The organism is Thalassospira lucentensis (assembly GCF_032921865.1).
GTDB classification, from domain to species: domain Bacteria; phylum Pseudomonadota; class Alphaproteobacteria; order Rhodospirillales; family Thalassospiraceae; genus Thalassospira; species Thalassospira lucentensis_A.
Genome location: NZ_CP136684.1, coordinates 2,745,006 through 2,764,059, shown reverse-complemented (window position 1 = coordinate 2,764,059; position 19,054 = coordinate 2,745,006). Strand labels below are relative to the sequence as shown.

Annotated in this window: 20 protein-coding genes; 6 read left to right on the top strand and 14 right to left on the bottom strand. The window is 58.4% G+C overall.

Annotation, left to right across the window (positions count from 1 at the left end; genetic code table 11):
• Window positions 1-94 precede the first annotated feature (94 nt).
• The 4 genes from R1T41_RS13340 to R1T41_RS13325 all read right to left on the bottom strand — a co-directional run bounded on the left by R1T41_RS13340 (window position 95) and on the right by R1T41_RS13325 (window position 4,084).
• A complete protein-coding gene (locus R1T41_RS13340; RefSeq protein ID WP_317337451.1) occupies window positions 95-883 on the bottom strand; it encodes a hypothetical protein in 789 nt (262 codons plus the stop codon).
• A 225-nt stretch (window positions 884-1,108) separates the two neighbouring features.
• Window positions 1,109-1,552 carry a hypothetical protein gene (locus R1T41_RS13335; RefSeq protein ID WP_317337450.1) on the bottom strand — a complete coding sequence of 148 codons (444 nt, stop codon included), beginning with the start codon at window positions 1,550-1,552 and terminating at the stop codon, window positions 1,109-1,111.
• Window positions 1,552-3,483 carry a hypothetical protein gene (locus R1T41_RS13330; protein WP_317337449.1) on the bottom strand — a complete coding sequence of 644 codons (1,932 nt, stop codon included), beginning with the start codon at window positions 3,481-3,483 and terminating at the stop codon, window positions 1,552-1,554. Before R1T41_RS13330 ends, R1T41_RS13335 begins: the two co-directional genes overlap by 1 nt.
• Window positions 3,484-3,514: 31 nt before the next feature.
• Window positions 3,515-4,084: a hypothetical protein gene (locus R1T41_RS13325; RefSeq protein WP_317337448.1), complete on the bottom strand. Its 570-nt coding sequence runs from the start codon at window positions 4,082-4,084 to the stop codon at window positions 3,515-3,517.
• A 101-nt stretch (window positions 4,085-4,185) separates the two neighbouring features.
• On the opposite strand from R1T41_RS13325, the gene R1T41_RS13320 reads away from it, so the two are divergent.
• Window positions 4,186-5,739 (top strand): tetratricopeptide repeat protein, encoded by a 1,554-nt coding sequence (locus tag R1T41_RS13320; RefSeq protein WP_317337447.1) that lies wholly within the window; start codon window positions 4,186-4,188, stop codon window positions 5,737-5,739.
• A 177-nt stretch (window positions 5,740-5,916) separates the two neighbouring features.
• On the opposite strand, the gene R1T41_RS13315 is transcribed toward R1T41_RS13320, so the two are convergent.
• The 4 genes from R1T41_RS13315 to R1T41_RS13300 form a co-directional block, all read right to left on the bottom strand.
• A complete protein-coding gene (locus tag R1T41_RS13315) occupies window positions 5,917-6,531 on the bottom strand; it encodes a phage tail protein (RefSeq protein ID WP_317337445.1) in 615 nt (204 codons plus the stop codon).
• A 71-nt stretch (window positions 6,532-6,602) separates the two neighbouring features.
• Window positions 6,603-7,181 carry a phage tail protein gene (locus tag R1T41_RS13310; protein WP_317337444.1) on the bottom strand — a complete coding sequence of 193 codons (579 nt, stop codon included), beginning with the start codon at window positions 7,179-7,181 and terminating at the stop codon, window positions 6,603-6,605.
• 129 nt (window positions 7,182-7,310) lie between these two features.
• Window positions 7,311-7,586 (bottom strand): hypothetical protein, encoded by a 276-nt coding sequence (locus R1T41_RS13305; RefSeq protein WP_037991859.1) that lies wholly within the window; start codon window positions 7,584-7,586, stop codon window positions 7,311-7,313.
• Window positions 7,587-7,630: 44 nt separating this feature from the next.
• Window positions 7,631-8,446 carry a phage capsid protein gene (locus R1T41_RS13300; RefSeq protein ID WP_114111027.1) on the bottom strand — a complete coding sequence of 272 codons (816 nt, stop codon included), beginning with the start codon at window positions 8,444-8,446 and terminating at the stop codon, window positions 7,631-7,633.
• A 232-nt stretch (window positions 8,447-8,678) separates the two neighbouring features.
• On the opposite strand from R1T41_RS13300, the gene R1T41_RS13295 reads away from it, so the two are divergent.
• A complete protein-coding gene (locus R1T41_RS13295) occupies window positions 8,679-9,479 on the top strand; it encodes a hypothetical protein (protein ID WP_317337443.1) in 801 nt (266 codons plus the stop codon).
• On the opposite strand, the gene R1T41_RS13290 is transcribed toward R1T41_RS13295, so the two are convergent.
• The 6 genes from R1T41_RS13290 to R1T41_RS13265 form a co-directional block, all read right to left on the bottom strand.
• Window positions 9,476-10,189: a capsid assembly protein gene (locus R1T41_RS13290; protein WP_317337442.1), complete on the bottom strand. Its 714-nt coding sequence runs from the start codon at window positions 10,187-10,189 to the stop codon at window positions 9,476-9,478. The two genes, R1T41_RS13295 and R1T41_RS13290, sit on opposite strands and share 4 nt — an antisense overlap.
• Before the next feature lie 232 nt (window positions 10,190-10,421).
• On the bottom strand, window positions 10,422-10,688 hold the full coding sequence (locus R1T41_RS13285; RefSeq protein WP_317337441.1) for a hypothetical protein: 267 nt from the start codon (window positions 10,686-10,688) through the stop codon (window positions 10,422-10,424).
• Window positions 10,685-12,571 (bottom strand): portal protein, encoded by a 1,887-nt coding sequence (locus tag R1T41_RS13280; RefSeq protein WP_317337440.1) that lies wholly within the window; start codon window positions 12,569-12,571, stop codon window positions 10,685-10,687. The genes R1T41_RS13285 and R1T41_RS13280 overlap by 4 nt, the downstream gene beginning before the upstream one ends.
• 3 nt (window positions 12,572-12,574) lie before the next feature.
• On the bottom strand, window positions 12,575-12,817 hold the full coding sequence (locus R1T41_RS13275) for a hypothetical protein (protein ID WP_007092512.1): 243 nt from the start codon (window positions 12,815-12,817) through the stop codon (window positions 12,575-12,577).
• Between the two features lie 189 nt (window positions 12,818-13,006).
• Window positions 13,007-13,513 (bottom strand): hypothetical protein, encoded by a 507-nt coding sequence (locus R1T41_RS13270; protein WP_317337439.1) that lies wholly within the window; start codon window positions 13,511-13,513, stop codon window positions 13,007-13,009.
• Window positions 13,501-13,941, bottom strand: a complete 441-nt coding sequence (locus tag R1T41_RS13265) for a hypothetical protein (RefSeq protein ID WP_317337438.1) — start codon at window positions 13,939-13,941, stop codon at window positions 13,501-13,503. The genes R1T41_RS13270 and R1T41_RS13265 overlap by 13 nt, the downstream gene beginning before the upstream one ends.
• Window positions 13,942-14,289: 348 nt before the next feature.
• On the opposite strand from R1T41_RS13265, the gene R1T41_RS13260 reads away from it, so the two are divergent.
• From R1T41_RS13260 to R1T41_RS13245, 4 genes are all read left to right on the top strand, one after another.
• The gene (locus R1T41_RS13260; protein WP_317337437.1) at window positions 14,290-14,577 is read left to right on the top strand and encodes a hypothetical protein; all 288 of its coding nucleotides are present in this window, start codon (window positions 14,290-14,292) and stop codon (window positions 14,575-14,577) included.
• Window positions 14,578-14,725: 148 nt separating this feature from the next.
• Window positions 14,726-14,920: a YegP family protein gene (locus R1T41_RS13255; protein WP_297010232.1), complete on the top strand. Its 195-nt coding sequence runs from the start codon at window positions 14,726-14,728 to the stop codon at window positions 14,918-14,920.
• A gap of 142 nt (window positions 14,921-15,062) precedes the next feature.
• On the top strand, window positions 15,063-15,683 hold the full coding sequence (locus R1T41_RS13250) for a S24 family peptidase (RefSeq protein WP_062952746.1): 621 nt from the start codon (window positions 15,063-15,065) through the stop codon (window positions 15,681-15,683).
• Between the two features lie 153 nt (window positions 15,684-15,836).
• Entirely contained in the window at window positions 15,837-19,046 is a 3,210-nt protein-coding gene (locus tag R1T41_RS13245) for a CHASE domain-containing protein (protein ID WP_317337436.1), read from the top strand.
• Window positions 19,047-19,054: the final 8 nt, after the last annotated feature.

The window sequence follows — 19,054 nt, the reverse complement described above, 5'->3', positions numbered from 1 at the left end:
TCTCCATTGCTCAAACAAAAACGGCCGGACATGAAATGTCCGACCGCTTGCAACGATGTACCGTTCTGCTTCTATGATTGCCTTTCTTCAGGCACTAAAAAAACGGTGACATAACTTTTTCTTGAAAATAGAACCGATTTACGCGTGGTGATTTATCCGCATAAAGAAAGTACGGGTTGGTGGTAAGCTCCTCCAGAAACCGCGTATGAAGAACAGATGTCCCAAGCTCACAATCAAGAATCGGTAGAATGCGACCCTTCTTATCTTCGCCGTACTTGATGTCGCCTTCTTCAGTCAGAGCGAACGCGTTACCCTGACAGACATAAAGGCTTGTTGGCCTCTCTGATTTCCATTTTGGACTAAAGCCCCAAGCGTATTCATCCAGCGGGTCCGGCGTTTCCACCAAAACACTCCCCTTGTTATAGACGAGCAGATAATTGGTCACCCCTTCATCTAGTTTGCTCTCAAAGACCAGATAATCTTGCCCTTCAAGCATGACACGCCCTCCCGCCTGTCTGCCCGCTTTGCTCACCATATTCAAAAGAACCCTGTCAACCGCATCGGGACTATCGATTGCCTGTCCGTCAACAGTTTCGGGAAGCGCATATTTTGAAACGTACGACAAACTGCCATCAGACGAGAAAAGGCCGATAATAGGAAAGCCCGATATGCCCGGATTAAACAGCGTTTCATACCATTCCGTATCGTCGGGAAGCCCCAATTTCTCCCTGGTTTCCACAACCATATCAACACGGCGGCCACTCGAAACAAGTTCACGCGCGGCAAATTGACTGCGCTCGTCCGCACGTGGAGCATGTTCAGGGTAGGTCGCACATCCACCGAGGAGGACGAAAAGAAGACCAGACAATAAGATATTTTTCACAGTGAGTTCCGTAAAAATTGTAAAACTTGAATTACTTTCTATCCATGAGAAAGCCGGGTGTAAATGCAACAGTTTGAATACTCTGCAATCATCAGATGCCCCATGGACTCCCGCTTTCGCGGGAGTGACGATGCTGTGACGCTCTACTCCCCGTCATTCCCGCGCACGCGGGAATCCAGTAAACAGTGCCGCACACTCAATACAAGCCACCAACCCCTTAGGCCCTCACCACCCATCCCGCCTTGCAAACCACGCATTCAACCGTGCCACCGTGTCATCCTGCGAGGATCGCAAAAGCGATGTTTCACGATAGCTTGCCTGCCGGTTAACCTCGGCCCGTCTGCGCGCTGCCGCATCCGCATCGGCCTGACTGTCCGATAATGCCTGCTTCTCAAACCCGGCCAGAACCGCACTGGCCGATCCCGTCGCCCCGCTTTGCAGGCCCGCCGCCCCTTGGCGTGCGCGAAGCCTTGCCTGCCGGATGCGCAATTCCTCGGCTCGTTCGCGTGCGCGTTCCGTCTCGCTGGCATTGATGCTGGCAATATCGGCCTTCCGGTTGGCCTCCGTCTCTGCCGCGCGGCTTTTCTGGTTCGCCCGGCTTGATGAAATCTGCTGCCCGGTTTGCAGGGTAGAAAGTGCCATTGGTGCATAGGATGCAAACGCGCCCATCAGTCATTCACCCCCAATTCGCTGGCGACCCCCAGCAATAAAAAAGGCCGGGGAAAATCCCCGGCGATCCGCCATAATCCATCATTGTCCCGCCCGGCACTGCCACGCCGCCAGCCAAGGGCACGCAAGCTCACATCACCGCTGTAAGCCGCATCTTCTTGGCGCCCCCGGCCAAGTGCGACATCGCGCAATCCTCGCCCGGTATCAACGCGCAACTGTTCGGTCTGCTGCACCCGGAACGTCACCGACACAAGCCGCAGCGCATTGCCCCCATGTGCCCGCGTGCCATCCGATCCGGCGGGTGGCAAAGCGGCAATTTCATGGGTAAACGGCAATCCGGCCACGACCGTTGAAACATTTTCCGAAAGGCTGATCGTGCCGCCCGACACCGTAATGTCGCGATAAAGCCGACCATCGGCCCACACGGCCAGGGTGACATTTTCCAGATCACCAAACCCGCCCCAATGGCGGCGCGGGCTTTCCTCCTCCGCCACTTGTGCGGTGATCGAAAGATCAAGCCCGCAACCCTCATTAAACCGGCCAAGGTAAAATTTCCCAGCACGTTCAAGGCAAAGGTAAACCTGCCCGCCCGCCACCGCGACGGCCCGAAATGCCGCCCCCGCAACACTTTGCGCCGACCAAGCGGTAATCGCCTCGCTGCGATAAAGTGTTAAGGTGCCAAGGCTGCCATCGCCCATCACCACATGCAAAAGCCGGTGATCCGCATCAAACGCCTGATCAACCGGGTTTTGCACCAGATGGCGCGATAAAAGCGCCAAATCCGCCGCCCCATAGGCCTGCTCCACATCGGTAAACAGGAATTCGCGCAATTCCCGGCCGCTGCGCGCGGCAAAGATCGTTGCGCCATCGACATTGACCAACGGCACCGTCCGATCCGCCCGGCTGCCAATCCGGGTCTGACGCGTGACCTGGATATTGGCCGGGGTCAACGGGGCCCCCGTCACCATCCATTCCGATCCGCTGGTGAAAACCTGCAAATGGCGCCCGGCGAAAATACCGGTAATCGCATTGACCTGATCGGCCAGCAGGGCAAATTCAATCGCCTCGTCATCCAGTCCCTCGCCCAGATCGAAATTGAACAGATCCCCCGATTTCGACATCCACAACCGATTGGGCAAATCCCGCGATCCGCCAATCACCATCCGGTCCTGATGAAACGTCACGCTGCGCGGCCAGCCACGCACGGGCGAAAAAACCTGTTCTTCAAAATCCTGTGTCGTGCTGGCATTCGGAAGCGCCTCTTTCAACGCAATAGTCGCCACCGTCGCACTCGAAACCCCGGCAATCTGCCCCTCGATCCCCTGAATGCGCCAGCGCGTCCCGACATGCCCGGCCTCGAAAAGCGCCGAACTGGCCGTGATGCTGATCGTGCCACCAGCGCCACCTGTCCCCGATGGCGTGATCGAAACCGCCAGATCCCCGAATTTATAGTATGGCTGAAACCGCTTCACCGCCGTTTCGCGCCACGCCCAGTTGGTCAGCTCCCACGTCCCCGCCCCGTCGTCTGATCCTTTGCGCGTCAGGCGCATCGGCTCGACCTCCGGGTGGGTGACAAGCAGCGTATCGGCACTTTGCGTCCAGTTCAGAAGCGCATGATGCGCCACCCCGAACGGCGTCTCAAACCCGACAATCGCCACCCCGTCGCGATAAACCGTGCCCTGATAATCCCCAAACACCATCAGATAGGTCTGCTCTGTATTGAACTCGAACGGGATCAACCGCACCGGGCCGGACACCGCATCAATCAACGCGATACCGGGCCGTCTGCGCACCCCGCCGCTCGGTTCAATGAACACATTGCGCAACCGCGCCGCCCCATTGCCATAGGCATTAAGGTCCGACCGCCCCCACAATTCCGGCGCCAGTTCACCAGTCGAAAATGTCGTCTTTTCCAGTACCCTGCGCGCCATAACCCGTCCCCTTCACCACACCCGAAATTTCCTATCCCCGCACCCCGATCAGGGTGAAATCCCCAATCGCCCGCGGGGTTGATTGCTGCGCATCGGCCAGCCGCGCGCTGCGAAACTGGTCTTCGGCGCGTTTAAAAAGATACTCCGCCCGCGACGTACTTTCGGTCAGCGGCACACAAAACTCCGCCGCAAGGCGCATAATCAGCGCCAGATCAAAAAACGCGGGAAACGCCCCCTCCGCCAGCCGCCCGACATAGCGTAAGTACGCCCGATCCGCCCCGCACCTCACCGCCCCCTGCACCAGCTCAAACTCCGGCACCGCCCCGCCATCCGTCTCAAGAGACAGCAGCCGGATAAAATCACCCGGCAGGACAAACATCCCGTCACCCGAACCGGTCGCATCCTCACTTTCCATCCGCGCCAGCCACGCGCCCCGTGCCGCAAATCGCCACGGATAACCCGCCAGCATCCCGTCCCGGATAGCCGGATAAAGCATCCCCGCCACCTCGGCCTCGGCGGTGTCATCCTCGAACGAAACAATCGGTGCCGCCCCGATCATCACCAATGCGCGCGCACAAAGTGCGATGTCGCTCAGTGCCATATCGCTTTCCCTTCAATTCCCGGTTGCCGATATCGTTGAAATATTGTCAAAATCCGTCTCAACCGACCGTGACAGGGCCGGGCAATTTGAATGGAGCACCAATGTCCCGGTTCCCGTATGTCGCATCACTTGTTTTCGCGGGCACTTTGGGCCTGTCTGCAATGGCCCCGGCCTTGGCGTCCTTCGCCACACCAACACTGACCACCCCTGCGGAAATCGCCCAGAACACCGATGACGATCCCCTGATCCGGGAATACTGGCGCAAGTCCTACGCAGGCGATGCAGAGGCCCAGCGCATACTGGGCGCCATACTGTCCTACGACTATGCCGAAGACGGCCACATTGACGATGATGAACACTTCACCATCACCCGCCTGCTTGAATGCGCTGCCCTGCAGGGTGACCAGCCCGCCATTGATCAGCTGCAAAACATCAACGCCAATTTCGATATCAGCGAAACCGGCGAATGCTATTACACCGGGGCCGGTTACACCGCCGACCAGAAGCAAAACGCACCAGACACTTCCGACACCGCAAACAGCTACGATAGCGATGAAAACGCCCTGCGCACCCGCGCCATGAATGGCGATCCCGCCGCACAGTTCGCGCTCGCCGAATATCTCGAAGGACAATTCCTCTTCTTTGATGCCTTCGAAGAAGCCGAAGGCTGGTACAATTGTGCTGCCAAACAGGGTTACGCCCCGGCCATCGCGGTTCTGGCCGACGGCGATGCGATTACGACCTACCCGGCATCAGAACCCTGCCCCTTCACCAACCGGACCATGGATGCCAACGGCACGATAACCGAACGCTTTACATCCTCCAGATCCATCGTGATCGAACCGGCTCCTGCTCCTGCTGCTCCTGCTCCTGTTTCAGCCCCGGCACCCGATACCGAACCACTCTTTGCCGATGCGCTGGCCGCCTATTATGGCGATGGCGTGCCGCAGGATTTCACCCGCGCGATGGAACTGGCCCGCAAGGCGGCGGATCATAACCATGCCGGCGCGATCAACCTGATTGGCGTCATGTATCTCAATGGATCGGGCGTCGCACCCGACGCCACCGAAGCCGCCTATCACTATCGGCGCGCCGCCGATCTGGGCGATGTGTCTGCCATGGTCAATCTGGCCGATTGCTATCTGCATGGTATCGGGGTCGATGTCAGCCTCCCCCGCGCACGCGAATGGTATGAAAAGGCCGCCTCCGACGGCGACGCCTACGCCCAATACAGCCTTTCCGCCATCTACCAGTCCGGGGCCGAGGGCATCGAACCCGATCCGGTGCTGGCCCGGAAGTGGATGAAGCTTGCCGCTGAAAACGGCGATCCCGATGCCCCTTACTATTACGGCCATTTCCTTGAATACGGCATCGGTGGCCCCGAAGACCCGGCAGGCGCAATTGTCTGGTATCAGAAGGCCGTCGAACTTGACGATACCAACGGTTTTGCCGCCATGGGCCGGATGCATTATTACGGCGAATACACCACCGAAGACCTCGAACTTGCCTGGTACTATCTTTCCATCGCGGCTGCGCGCGATCATGTCGAAGCCAAAACCTGGATCGAAGTCGCCGCCCCCTCCGTCACCTACGAACAACGCACCCGCGCCGCTGCCCAGGTCACCAGATATCTGGCGGAAAAAGGGGCACAGTAAAACCATCGGACCGCAGGCTCATCGCCGGTTATAAGGATGCGGCACGATGGACTCCCGCTTTCGCGGGAGTGACGGGGAAAGGAGCTTTTCCCTGCCGTCATTCCCGCGCAGGCGGGAATCCAGTCCTTCGCGCCGCAGGTAAAAGCGGGGCCCGGAAACCCGGCCCCCGCCCATCACTCATCCGTCAGATATCAGGCCGAAGCCGCCACCCGGATAAAACGCCTTGATCGCATAGGTCATGGCGATGTTACGCGGGCGGGTTTCATCTCCACCCGTCTCTGAAGTGTTCAATGTTTCCAGATTGGTACGGCTACCCGGTCCAGAACTACCAGCTTCGGCTGTACCAGATCGGCGAGTATAAGTATGAGTGTGTCGTTTAAATTCATCAGCCTGCCAAGAAGCAAACTCGCGTCCGACATCCGCCTCCCGACCGGCATCAAAACCGCGAATGAACTCACCGCGAAGGTCCGGCAGGTTAAAGGTGGTGATCTCGTCACCATCGCCCCAGACGGTACCAATCGCAGCAAACAGATCAGCATAGTCGGTCCGAGAAACCGCCGAACCGTCACAGACCAGCCAGCCTTCCGGCGGGGTCGGCATGGCAAAGGCGGTGACAGAGCCGATTTCGGCACCGGAACCGCCGCCATTGCCTCCACTACCGCCCGAACCACCATTGGCAATCAGGGTATTGATCGCCTGCAAAAGCTGGGTGTCATCCTGGCGATCCGGCGCGATATTGGCCGCCAGAACAACGTTCAGAACTTCGCTGGCAACCGGTGTATTACACTGCATGGATATTCTCCGTTTTGGATAAAAGAAAACCCGGCAGCGGGATGCTGCCGGGTCGAAGGAACTTGGTAAAATCAGACCTTGATGATGTAGTTCAACACCACGAAAGGCTGCATGTTGTTGTGCGGTTGATCGCCCCCGGTCGAGCCGGTCGAGCCAAACTGTCCGTTGCCGTTCGAGCCAACGTTGTGAGGCCCGGATGTATTGAAAGTGCTTCCATGACTGTGCGACGGCATTTCAGCGATAATCAGCCTATGAGTTTCCGCTCCTGCGATTTGGCCAAGCGGCCGATCCGTCAGATCAACACCCTGACCGGCACCAATCGCGGTGCGGCCCCGCAGATCAGGAAGCTTGAAGCTGCCCGGTGCTTCGCCTTCGCCATAAACCGTACCGATCACGGCAAACAGATCGGCATGCTCGCTGGCCAGCAGTTCGGTACCATCGCACAGCATGAAGCCCTCCGGCGCCGTCGCACCGGCAAACGGCAGCACCGTGCCAAGCGGTGTCGCACCACCGCCACCACCATTGCCACCACCCGAAATCAGCGTATTGATCGCCTGCAAAAGCTGCGTCTTGTCATCGCAGTCCGGCCAGATACCTGCCGCCTGGATAACGTTAAGCACTTCGCATTCGACTGGTTTGGAACCCTGCATGGGCATTCTCCTTTGTTGGACATAAAATGTTGGACATAAAAAAACCGCTCCTGCCGGGGCAGAAACGGGTCGAGGGAAAACGTAAAAATCTGTTGGTAAAACCGGCAAAGCCGGGCGGGGCGGCCCCGATCAGTCCGTATTCGAACTGCCAATCGCCGTCATATCGCGGACATCAACACCCAAAGCCCCCGAACTCGCCACGACGAACAACCCGCCTGACATGGTGGCATCGCGGTTGGTATTGGCGATGATGATGTCGCCAACCCGCAGCATGTCGCGGGCATCGGCAAAGTAACCCGCCGTATCGACATCGGCGGCGAAATCCGGGGTGATGTAATGCCAAAGCGTAAAGCCGTTGGCATAGGCCAGAACACTCAGGTTTCTGGCTTTAAAACCTTCTGCCATTTTGGTCTCCGTTATCTGTATGAAAAATCGTCAAAAGCCGCGGCTTACTCTTTGGCCCGGATGCAGCTCACCCCGGCATCATCAACAAGCACTGCACCCTGGCTCATGGAATTGTTGACGAAATGTGCGGCATGGTCGCCATGCCAGGTAATGTCGGACTGCACATCCGCCCCAATCGCATGGCCAATCGCCGTTCTGTGATACCAGAAGCACGACCGGATGCCGTCCGCCACCGGAAGCCCCGAATGCGGCATCCACAGCGTGCCAAGCCAGCGTTTGGCCTGCGTGCCCTTCCACGGCAAATCGTCATCACCGACATAATCGGCATTGGAAAATTCCGGGATCTGCAGCAATTCGGACCACTGTTTCCAGCCGACAATCGCATAACGCTGCCCGTCATCGGGCACATCGCGGTTGCCCATGCCTTCAAAGGCTGCCATCACCTTGCCAAGGGTCAACCCCGTATCATTGTGATCAATAAGCTCCTCGCCGCTTGCCAGTGCATTGATGATCAGATCATCGGTCTTGCGACCCAGCGCATAGGCACCGGCATTGGCCAGAACCATCTTTTCATCGTGATTGGTCTTAAGCTCGTCCAGCGCATCGACCCAGTCACCGGCATAATAATCACGCAAATCACAGCGCACCGCCTCATGTTCGGCATTCATCACCGGCACCTTGCCATGGCGTGCCTTGGTGGTGGCCTTGCCCTTGCCAACTTTCTGGAAAACCGTGCTGGCCCCCTTCACACTGTTTTTGACCCGGACGGTATTGCGAAGCTTCGATCCCATCCGCTGATAGGCCTGATGCACATCGGCCTGGAAATGATCGACAAAGCTTTTATCGATTGTCACGCTCATTGGTTTTGTATCCTTCTGCCCTAAAACAATTTTCCGACCACAGTGGCGATGAAACAGCCCGACAGCGCGGCAAATCAGGCAATTCCGCCTTATTTGCACCCCGAACCGGTCATCTTGCGGTCATGGTTGAGTGGTTTGGTGTTGTCGTTCGGAACCCCGCCTGCTCGGCCGGTTTCGAACACCTGTCCGGTTTGGCCGGACCTGTTGCAAAATTGATGATCTGGAGTTTGCGTTGCGCGCAAAACTGTTTGCCACCATCGCCCTGATCGGGATTGGGGCAGCGGGTTATACCCTGCTGCCCTATACCCCTGTTCCCGGCTATTTCAACGATTTCACCAGCCGGGTTTCGGCCCTTGCCGGGTTTGGCGCGGAAAATATCCGCAACCGGGTTCTGCCCGATCTCGAAGCCGAACTATCCAACGCCGATCTGGCAATTGGCGCACCTGTTTTCGTGCGCATCTTCAATGCCGACCGCGATATCGAAGTCTGGCTCAAGGCAAACAACCGTTACCGCCTGTTTACCCGCTATAATTTCTGTGATGCCGATGCCATTACCCACGCCAGTGACGGCGATGGAAACTCCACCGGTGCCGATAGTGCCACCATCGGCAATGCTGCCGATCTTGGCGTTTACCATGTCACGCGCGACGACCTTTCCCCCAACAGCCCGTATCACCTTGAAATCGCCCTGACCCCGCTCACATCGGGCAGCCCCGAAGAAATGGCAGAACAGGCCCAAACCGGCCAACCCGCCCTTCGCGGCAATTGCGAGGGCACGGGCGGCATCGCCCTTGAAAACGGCGATATCGAGCCGGTCTATATGCTGATCGATACGGCCCTTCGCGCCGGTCAGGCACAGGTGCCCGTTCACGTCTTTGAAAAACGCCAGAACATGGATGATGCCGTGACCCTTACCGAAGACGCCTTTGCCAGCGTCCCGGCGCCGGGCCTTTATGACGTTTACGCAGCGTTCGAGCGCACCCGCATCCCCCCCGAAGTCCAGAAAACCGATGGCCGCTATCAGGTGAACTAGGAAATGCCATGCAGGCGGTCAAAACCTGCCTGCACCTCGGCCACCATCGCCGGATCACGGTCGCGCCAGTATCGCGGATCATTCATTTTGGCCCGGATATCAGCACGTAAATCACCTGTCGCATCGCTTGGCCGTCCGCCGCTCAGTCCCGGCTCCGCCCCGCCGCTCATCAACCGATGAATACTGCGCACCCCGTCTGCCGTTTGGCACAGAACCTCAAACGCCGCGTCGGGCAGGTTCTCACGCCCCCATTTCTCAATCCGGGGGGCCAACCGTTTCCAGTTCTCCACCCCGCCAAACTCGGCCGCCAGTGCCGCGCGATCCGTGGCACGTTTGCCTGCAACCTCGACCTCGCCGATTAACGGCCCGATCACCTCGGCCGCCAGATCATAAACAAGCTGCGCCTGCGCACCGGTAAATCCCGCTTCATGCAAACGCGCATTCACCGCCGGATCAACCGCGCCCAGCACGTCATCAACTGCAATCTCGTATCCGTCGGGCGTTTCGGGAATGCTGGCCGGATCAAGGGCCGCGATGGCTTCATCGGCCTCAACCTCACCTTCCGGCAAGGCCCCGGCATCCAAAACCCCGCCCTCGGCCAAATCTTCCAACACCTCAGTTACCCCGCCCGCCACATCGGTCGGACGCAACAGATTATCCTCCACCCTCTCCCCGGCTTCTGGCCGCGTCAGGTTCTGATCAATGGTCATGCTGCACTCTCCCCTGTCCGCGCAGCTTCTTTGCTGCCCGGTTCCTGTTCATAAAATTGCGCTTTTCCTGATTAACGGTACACGCGGCACCAAGTCTGGATTCCCGCCTTCGCGGGAATGACGACTGAAACGAATAGTCACGCCCCACCCTCCCCGTCACTCCCGCGAACGCGGGAGTCCATCGTGCCGCAGGCTCCTCAACAACATTGATCTCCGCCAAGGCAAAGGCCTGTCATCCCTTATTATCCGCCGCGCCTCCATCTACGCTGCCCCGTGCAAGCCGCGCCATCTGCAAAACCAGCGCCCGCTGCCCTTCACGCATCCAGATCGCCCGATCCGGGCTTTGCGGGCCAAGCGCGGTTCTAAGGATGCTGCGTTCAAGCTCCGCCAGAACCTTCTGCCCCGCACTCGTGCCAAAACATTGCTGCCAATGCACCCGATCCGCTTCATCCGTTTCGTCGGCGGCGGCCAAGCCCTCAAACCAGTCCCAGCCACTCATACCGCATCCTCCATAACGCCCGCCTCAAGTGATGCCTCAACCGGCAAAACCGGCATCATCGGCCTGAGCAAATGGTCCGGCACGCCAAACTGATCGGCAAGCCAGCGGACCATGTGGGGCATATCGACCTCGCCCAGCGCCTCCGGCCCCAGCGTCGCAATCCTTGATAACCAATCCATCGCCTGCCCGGCCTGTACCCGTTTGGGCAACTGCGCCAGCGGCGCGCTATGGCGCAACTGCACGACATCACCGTCAAGCGGCATGTCGGGCAACTCCCCACGCCGCACCAGAATATGGATCGCCCGCCTGATCAGCGGATAAAGCAGTTCCGCCTGCAACCGTCCATAAGTCGCCCCCAGCAACCGGGCATTTTCCGATGCCCGTTCGAGAACCTCGGTCGCGGTCATGCCGGGCTGGTCACTTTGCCCCAGCCGATCAGCCAGAAGGCACCGTCGGATACGATCGCGCAAGTCGGACAGCACCAGATCGGAAACATCAAACCGCCCCGGCGCATCAAGCGGCGTCAAACCCGCCGATCCAACCGCCTTCGGGATGATGCTTCCGGGCACCAGCCGGATCGCCGCCGGGTTCAAAACCCCGTCATCATCGGCCTGCCAGATGCCCGTCACCGCGATGGATGCGTTTTTAAGCACCAGCTCCACCACCTTGTTCGCGGTCTTGATATCGGGCAGCGCCTTCATCACCGGCGACCTGCCATAAACCTCGCCCGGTGCCTTCATCCAGCGAAACGCGATATAGGGCGACACATCAAACCGGTCCCGATGGATCACCCCATCTTCGCCGGCCAGACCACCAGAAACCTGCCCACCATCCTCAAAGAATACGCAAAGCTGATAACCGCCAAACGCCCCCGGATCGGGCAAAACCGCCTCGACCACCGCATAACGTTTCGGGCTCTGCCCCTCATCCCGATCCGCACCCTGATCCCCATCGGGCAACCGCGCCTCCGGCCATTGCCTTGCAATCTCGTCCCGGGTCAGCGACAGCTTGCGAAACACCGCATCCATTCTGCCATCATGGCGTTCCTCGAACGCCACGTCTCGAAGCGGCACCGCCGTAAACCGGAAGGCTGACGGGCTTAGGAAATCATCCGCCTCAAGCCGAAGGCACGCCGTCCCCGCCGTCACCAGATCAAGAAACGCCTGATGCATCTCGACTGCGAAATTGGACCGGTCAAAATGCCCCTGCAAAATGCTCGCGGCCCTTGCAAGCCGCGCGGTCAGAATGTCCCGATCCGCATCCGCCACATTGCCGCCCGGCTCAAACGTGAACCAGCCACCACCCGGCGGGGTGATTTCCGCCATCAGGCTGGCCGCAAGCTGCTCGACCGCATCCGGGGCCGTGGCATCAAACACCCGATCAAATTTCTTTTCCCCACCAGATGCACCACCGGATGCTCCCGGTTGCTCGCTTGCCCCGTTGCGTTGCGGCAGGGCGAATTCATAACATTCCTGCCAGTGGCGCATCCAACCGCGCTTCTGCCCCATCGCCGCCCGAAACCGGGCCCGCAAATCGGCAATCGCAATCGTGCCGGTTTTGGTTCCGGTCCCGGCATTGCTGCCTGTCCCCGCACCTGCTCCAAGGCGGCCGACCGGCTCTTTCGCCATCCGGCCAAATTTCGCCGCAGTCTGGTCTGCCCTCGACAGGCGGACATCCCCCGGCCTGGCTTCAGCCTTGTCGGTTCCCGTCCGGCCAGCTCCAACCCGACCTGTTCCAACCAGACCATCACCACGCCGCGTCTCCGCACCGTTGCCCGTTGGCCCATCGGTGGCGGCCCGATCAGACGTCGGACGCTTTGCCGCCACACCCGTCTTCCGCGCCGGGCGGACCGGGCGCGCTTTGCGGTTCTGCCGTTCTGTCATCGCCTAATCCCCCAAAAGATTTTTGCCGCCCGCCGCACGGTCGATCCGGTCCGAAAGCAACCCGCGAAATCCCGTGCCGATCAGACCGGCCCGGCCATAGCGTCGCCGCTCCAGCGCCTCGGACCTCGCCCGTCTTGCCGCTTCTGCCGCACTTTCCCCATCATCGACGGACGCCGGGTTTGCGGACGGACTGGTGGCAATTGGTGGTGGCGCGGATGGTTTTGGTGTCGAAAACAGACTGCCCATGATGCCCCTTTGCCTCCCTCTGCCTCATCCCATAGACGGGACCTGAAAAACCAAATGCCCCAAACCGGGGCCCAAAAGCAAAAAAGCCCCGAAACGGAGCTGAAAACAAAAACGCCCGCAACGCGATGAAGCGATGCGGGCGCAATTGTGGTGTTGACTTCTCCCTTATGGCACAAGAAAAAGAACAAATCAAGAACATTTTTCAGAAAAAAACACTCTCCCACGATAAGCCTTTGTTTCCGCGCGTTTAATCGCGCAAAAAAGTTGATAGGGCGTCATGATCCAGAACCCGGAAATGCCCAGCAACCGTTTGACGAACTCGACACAGGTAAACGCGCCCAACCGCACCCGCCTTGGCACTTCCGCCGGATAACTGACCCAGATGCAATCAAATCCGCGCGCGCGGTAATGGGCTTCGGGGTCAAACAGAACCGAATAGTGCCAGACATCACACGCGATCCTGTGGCTTTGCGGATCAAGGCAGATCCACTCCCCGGCACGTCCGCCCGACATCAGCACGAAACAATGCCGGAAACCGGGTTTCAGCCACCGCAAAACCCGCTTTTCCGGTGCATCGGCAAACACGACAAGCACATCGCGCATGACGGGTTCGGTTGGCGGATTTGCACCCGGATATACGGGCTGTTTCACTGCTGCCAAAGCAGGTGTGATCGCCTCACGGGTCAAAGTCTGCATGGCGGCAATTCCCCCGTCATTTTGATCATTTTCTCGGGATGGTGAAAGGCATCCTCGGCCCCCGGCAGGACGATATCGCGCGCAATCAGCACATCCTGCAAGGCCGCCATCGCATCGCACCAAAGGTCATATTTCCGCTTTTCACGCCCATCGCGCGGATCGGGCGTACGTTCCATCAGCCCGTAATATTCGATCACCTGCAAATGCCGGTCACCCAGCACATTTTCACGCCGTAACCGCATGACCGCGTTATAGATATCATCCGGGTCGCACGGGCGCACAACATCGCTGGCATCCGCCACCACACGCGCCCCTTCGATCCGTGACGCCTGGCACCGCACAAACCAGAACCACGCCTGCATGGCACTGGAAAACGGGGTCGTCACGCGGTCCGCTATCGGCTTGGGAAAAAGTCTCTGTTCACTCATTTCGCCCTCCTGCTGAACTGCCTGTCTCGCATCAACACCCCGAAAAAGCGTGCAAATCTCCCCTTTTGCGCATCATCGACTGCGCAAAACCGCCAATTGCCGGATATGTAAAGATTGCCAACGTGATACGTGCAAAACCCGGCTTACATGCCGTTTTCCGCCATTCCGACCGCATCAAAGCTATTTCCGGATGCACTTCCGGTGTTGATCCACAAGCTATAATCCCTTTTTGTTCTCATTGTAAAGGATTAATTTCCTATTGCACGAACAACCGCAAAAATGCTCGACTTGGCGGTCACCGGATGAATAATGGCCTTACAGATATCCGCAACCAGACGAGAGACTCCCATGAGCTGGGCCAGCATCAAAATGACGGAACAGGAAGCAATGGGAATATCGACCGATTTTGTCGATGCGTTTGAAAAACTGTTCATTTCCGCCAAAAAACCGCGCGATGCCGCCCTTTTTTGCTCGCGCGAACTCGGGCCGGATGACGCGTTTTTCCTCTCCCCCGGCGCGCAGAAAATTGCCGCCTCCCTGCTCGCACTCCGCCCGGCCACGAAATGCAAGGCCCCGTCGAAAAAGGATGTGATCCTGCTGGCGGGCCATGATGACGGGATTGCACTTCTGCGCTAATCCCGCGCCCTTCCTGCCCCGTTTCATCACAAAACCGCTTCTGAACTGTCTTCATGGATGCCTGACCGGGGATGCCCGACCGGGCAATTTTACATCACCGGCCATGCGGTCCACTGCATGCCGATCCACTGACAGTCAGGAGTCTCCCATGGCAAATCCCCCGTCCCCGCGTTACGAGCTTTACAAGGACAAAAAAGGCGAATGGCGCTGGACCTATATCGCGCGCAACGGCCTTAAAATCGCGATGAGCAGCGAGGGCTACAAAGCCAAAGCCGACTGCATCCACAGCATCGATCTGCTGAAAGCATCGAAAGACGTTCCGGTGCATGACGCCACGGCTTAAGCCCCTCTGCGAAACACAAAACCCCGGCATCCATTGCCGGGGTCGATACCCTTTTCAGGTGCTTCGCGATTTTGCTTCGACTTTCGTGCATGAAAGGAATTTGTTCCTTTTCGGTCGCCCTTTCATCCTGCTAGGATGACGCATGATCCGGCAAGAACAGATATGGGGCGCGCTTGACAAGATCGCCGAAGATAACGGGCTGTCCCCCTCCGGACTGGCCCGCTTGGCGCAGCTTGACCCGACCACATTCAACCGGTCCAAACGCACGACAAATCAGGGAAAGCCCCGCTGGCCCTCGACCGAAAGCATTTCAAAGGTGCTTTCGGTGGCCAATGTCACCTTTCAGGAATTCGCCCAGCTTGTCGATGGCAACGGGGCCGGGCGCGTGCCGGTCATCGGCTTTGCCCAGGCCGGAAATCGCGGCTTTTTTGATGATGCCGGTTATCCGGTCGGCGGCGCATGGGAAGACATCACCTTTCCCGCCCTGCATGATCCGACCGCCTATGGCCTTCGGATTGCAGGCGATTCCATGGCCCCGGTCTTTCGCGATGGCGATCTGATTGTCGTCTCCCCGGCATCAAATATCCGCCCGCAGGATCGCGTGGTTCTGAAAACCACATCGGGCGAAGTCATGGCCAAGGAACTGGTCCGACGCGGGGCGATGGGGGTGGAACTGAAATCCCTCAACCCGGCTTATGAAGACCGCTATGTCGAGGCCCGCGACATTGACTGGATCGCGCGCGTCCTTTGGGTCAGCCAGTAAAAGCCCCCCGCCCTTTGCAATCTCCTCAAATGGGGATGGTGCATCGGGGAATTTGCGTGATAATCGATCTGAAACAATGCGGTTGGGATATTCCTTTTTGCGTATGATTTCCCATCTGAAGCAATAGCGCCCCAACCCCGGGAAGGATCGAATTTGCGTCTGGGCCCTGTTCATATCATCCGCTTTGCGGCGATCACGCTAACCTATTTCGTTTTCGGTTATGCCGGGTTGCAGTTTCCCTTTTACGGCAGCAGCGTCACCCTGATCTGGGCCCCATCCGGGATTGCGTTGGGCGCTCTGGTTGCGTGGGGGTGGCGATATTTTCCGGCGGTATTTCTGGGCGCACTTCTTGTCAATCTGACAACATCCGCACCGCCGGAAACGGCCCTTCTGATCGCAACCGGCAATACTCTGGCCGCAACCCTTTCATCGCTTCTGATCGTCAGATTTTGCAGCAAGACACCCCTTCTGTCCGCGCGCGGCATATTTGGCCTGATTGCCATCGGCGGGATCGGCGGCCCGGCACTTGCCGCCCTTTGTGGCACGCTCAGCCTCAGCCTGACGGTAATCGGAAATTTCGATCAGTTCACCACCATCTGGCACGGCTGGTGGCTTGGCGATCTGGTGGGGGCTCTGGTGATCGGGCCGCTAGTCCTGCGCCTGATCCATCAGAAATGGCGCGCAAACGGCTTGGCCTATTATGCCGAACTTGCCTTTGTCTGCGTTGCAACGATCATTGTTTCGTCTGCCGTGCAAACCACGCCGCTGATCGCCAAGCCAGAATATCTGTTCATCTTTGTCTCCCTGCCCTTTGTCCTGTGGGGGGCCATCCGGTTCGGGCTGCTTGGCGCGGCACTGGTCAATGCCCTTGTCGTGATTGATATCGTGGTTTTTGCCGCAATGGGCGAAAGCACGTTTCTCAACATCAATATGAATGTCGGGCTGGCAAACCTTTACAGCTATGTCATCGTGGTCACCATCGGCACCCTGTTGCTGGGGGCGGGGATCGAAAAAATCAACATCGTCACCTCGCGCACCCGCGACGGCAGGATTTCAAACGATATTCACCGGCTGCGCCGCAATCTTGCGCTGATTGTCGGTCTGCTGGGCTTTTCAATATCCGGGCTGGCGGCGTGGTACACGTTCGGTCAGATCAACGAGGCCACCGATGCCCAGACCGAACAATATCGCCGCGCGTTCGAGGCATCCCTTCGCGAGGAACTCGGCCGTGCCACCGACAGCCTGATTGCGGTTCGCACCCTGTTTGACGTGCATGGTGACGTGTCATTCCACACGTTCAACGCCATGATCGGCCCGTGGGTGGAACGGCGCGCGGGTGTCGGGGCGCTGGAATGGGTACCCTATATCGAAGGCCGCGCCCGCGCCCTGATCGAGGAAAACGCATCGCTGCGCGGGGTTGAAAATTTTGAAATCCGCAGTCTGGTCGATGGCCAAATGCAACCGGCGCCGGAACGCGATGCCTATTTCCCGGTTTTCTATATCTTTCCGCGATCCGGCAATGAAAACGTGATCGGCTTTGACCTTTCCAGCGAGGAAATCCGCAATCGCGCCCTGCAAACCGCCATCCGTACCGGCAACATTACCCTGACCGAGCCGGTCAAACTGGTTCAGTCCGCCTCGTCCGAGGTCACAGCCCTTGCCTTTCTGAATGTCCCGAACCGGCGCAATCCCGGCGCGGCACCGCTTGGTCTTGCCGTGGGTGTGCTGCGCCTGACAAACATGATCACGCGCGCGGCACGCATTGCGCGCCTGCCATCGGATTTTGAAATCCATCTGGCCGATCTGGATGCACCGGCAGGCCATCAACTGATCTATTCCAACCGCAGGCCCGACTACGCGATGAGCCACATCGCAGACGAAATCACGGCAGGCTACAACCCCAAAGTATCGACCTTTACTTTCGGTTTCCGTGACTGGACGATTGTCCTGCACGGACCCGGGGCACGCCTGAACGGGCTTTTATACTGGCAGCCCTGGGCGATCTTTGTGTTCGGTGCGACCATCAGCATCCTTTTGATGGTTTATCTGCGCTCGCTGACCCGAACGGAAAGGCGGATTGTCGATCTGGTCTATCAGCGCACCCTGGAACTTGAAAATGCCCGGCAGGAAGCCGAAAACGCGATGAATCAGGCGCAGCAGGCCGACCGTGCAAAATCCGAATTCATCGCCCATATGAGCCACGAATTCAGATCGCCAATGACCTCGATCCTGGGCTACGCCCAACTCGCCCGCGACGGGATCGACAAACACGAACCGTCCGAAACCGTGCGCAATTACCTGTCCACGATTAACGGTGCCGGGCGGCATGTTCTGTCGCTGATCGGGGATGTTCTTGATCTGTCAAAGATCGAGGCGGGCAAACTTGTCCTTGAAGAAGTCCCGACCGACATCCACGCGATATGCGAGGAAGTCGTTTCCATGATGATGGTCCCGGCGCGCAATCAGGATAACCGCCTGCATCTTGAAATCCCGGCTGATATGCCGCGCTGGGTAATCGGCGACCCGGTCCGCATCAAGCAGGTGCTGACCAATTTTGTTTCCAACGCGATCAAGTTCAGCCGGTCTGGCGATATCCATGTCATCGCAACACCGCAGGAAATTGCCAACGGTTGCATGGCATTCCGCATTGCTGTGCGCGACGAGGGGATCGGCATCCCCGCCGACAAATTACGCTCGATCTTCGAGGCCTTCACTCAGGTCGACACATCGACAACGCGCCGCTTTGGCGGCACCGGTCTTGGTCTGGCCATCTGTCAGAAAATGATCCTTGCGATGGGCGGCACGATTGATGTCAAAAGCACCGAGGGTACGGGCAGCACCTTCTGGTTTGACCTCAACCTGCCGCTGACGGACGCGCCAAAACTCGGCAGCGACGCCGAAGACGACAGTCAGCTCGGCCTTGCCGATCCCGACAAGCCGCGCGTATTGGGGCGCAAATTGCTGCTGGTCGAAGATATCCAGATCAACCGCATTCTCGCCCAGAAACTGCTTGAACAGCAGGGTCATGAAATCAGTGTTGCCACCAACGGGCAGGAAGCCCTCAACCTGTTGCAGGAACAGGATTTCGACGCGGTTCTGATGGATGTGCATATGCCGGTCATGGACGGGATAGAAGCCACCCGCCAGATCCGCAAATTTGCTGACCCCGTCAAGGCAACCATCCCGGTTCTGGCCCTGACCGCCGACACGTCAAACGACAATCTGGCCGAATTTCGCGAGGCCGGCATGGATGCCCATTGCACCAAGCCGCTGGATATCAAGGCCATCAACCATGAACTCGCACGCCTTGATTACCGCATGCTGTCTGAACGCAAACAGCAACTGACCGGCACCGGGGACTAAACCCGATA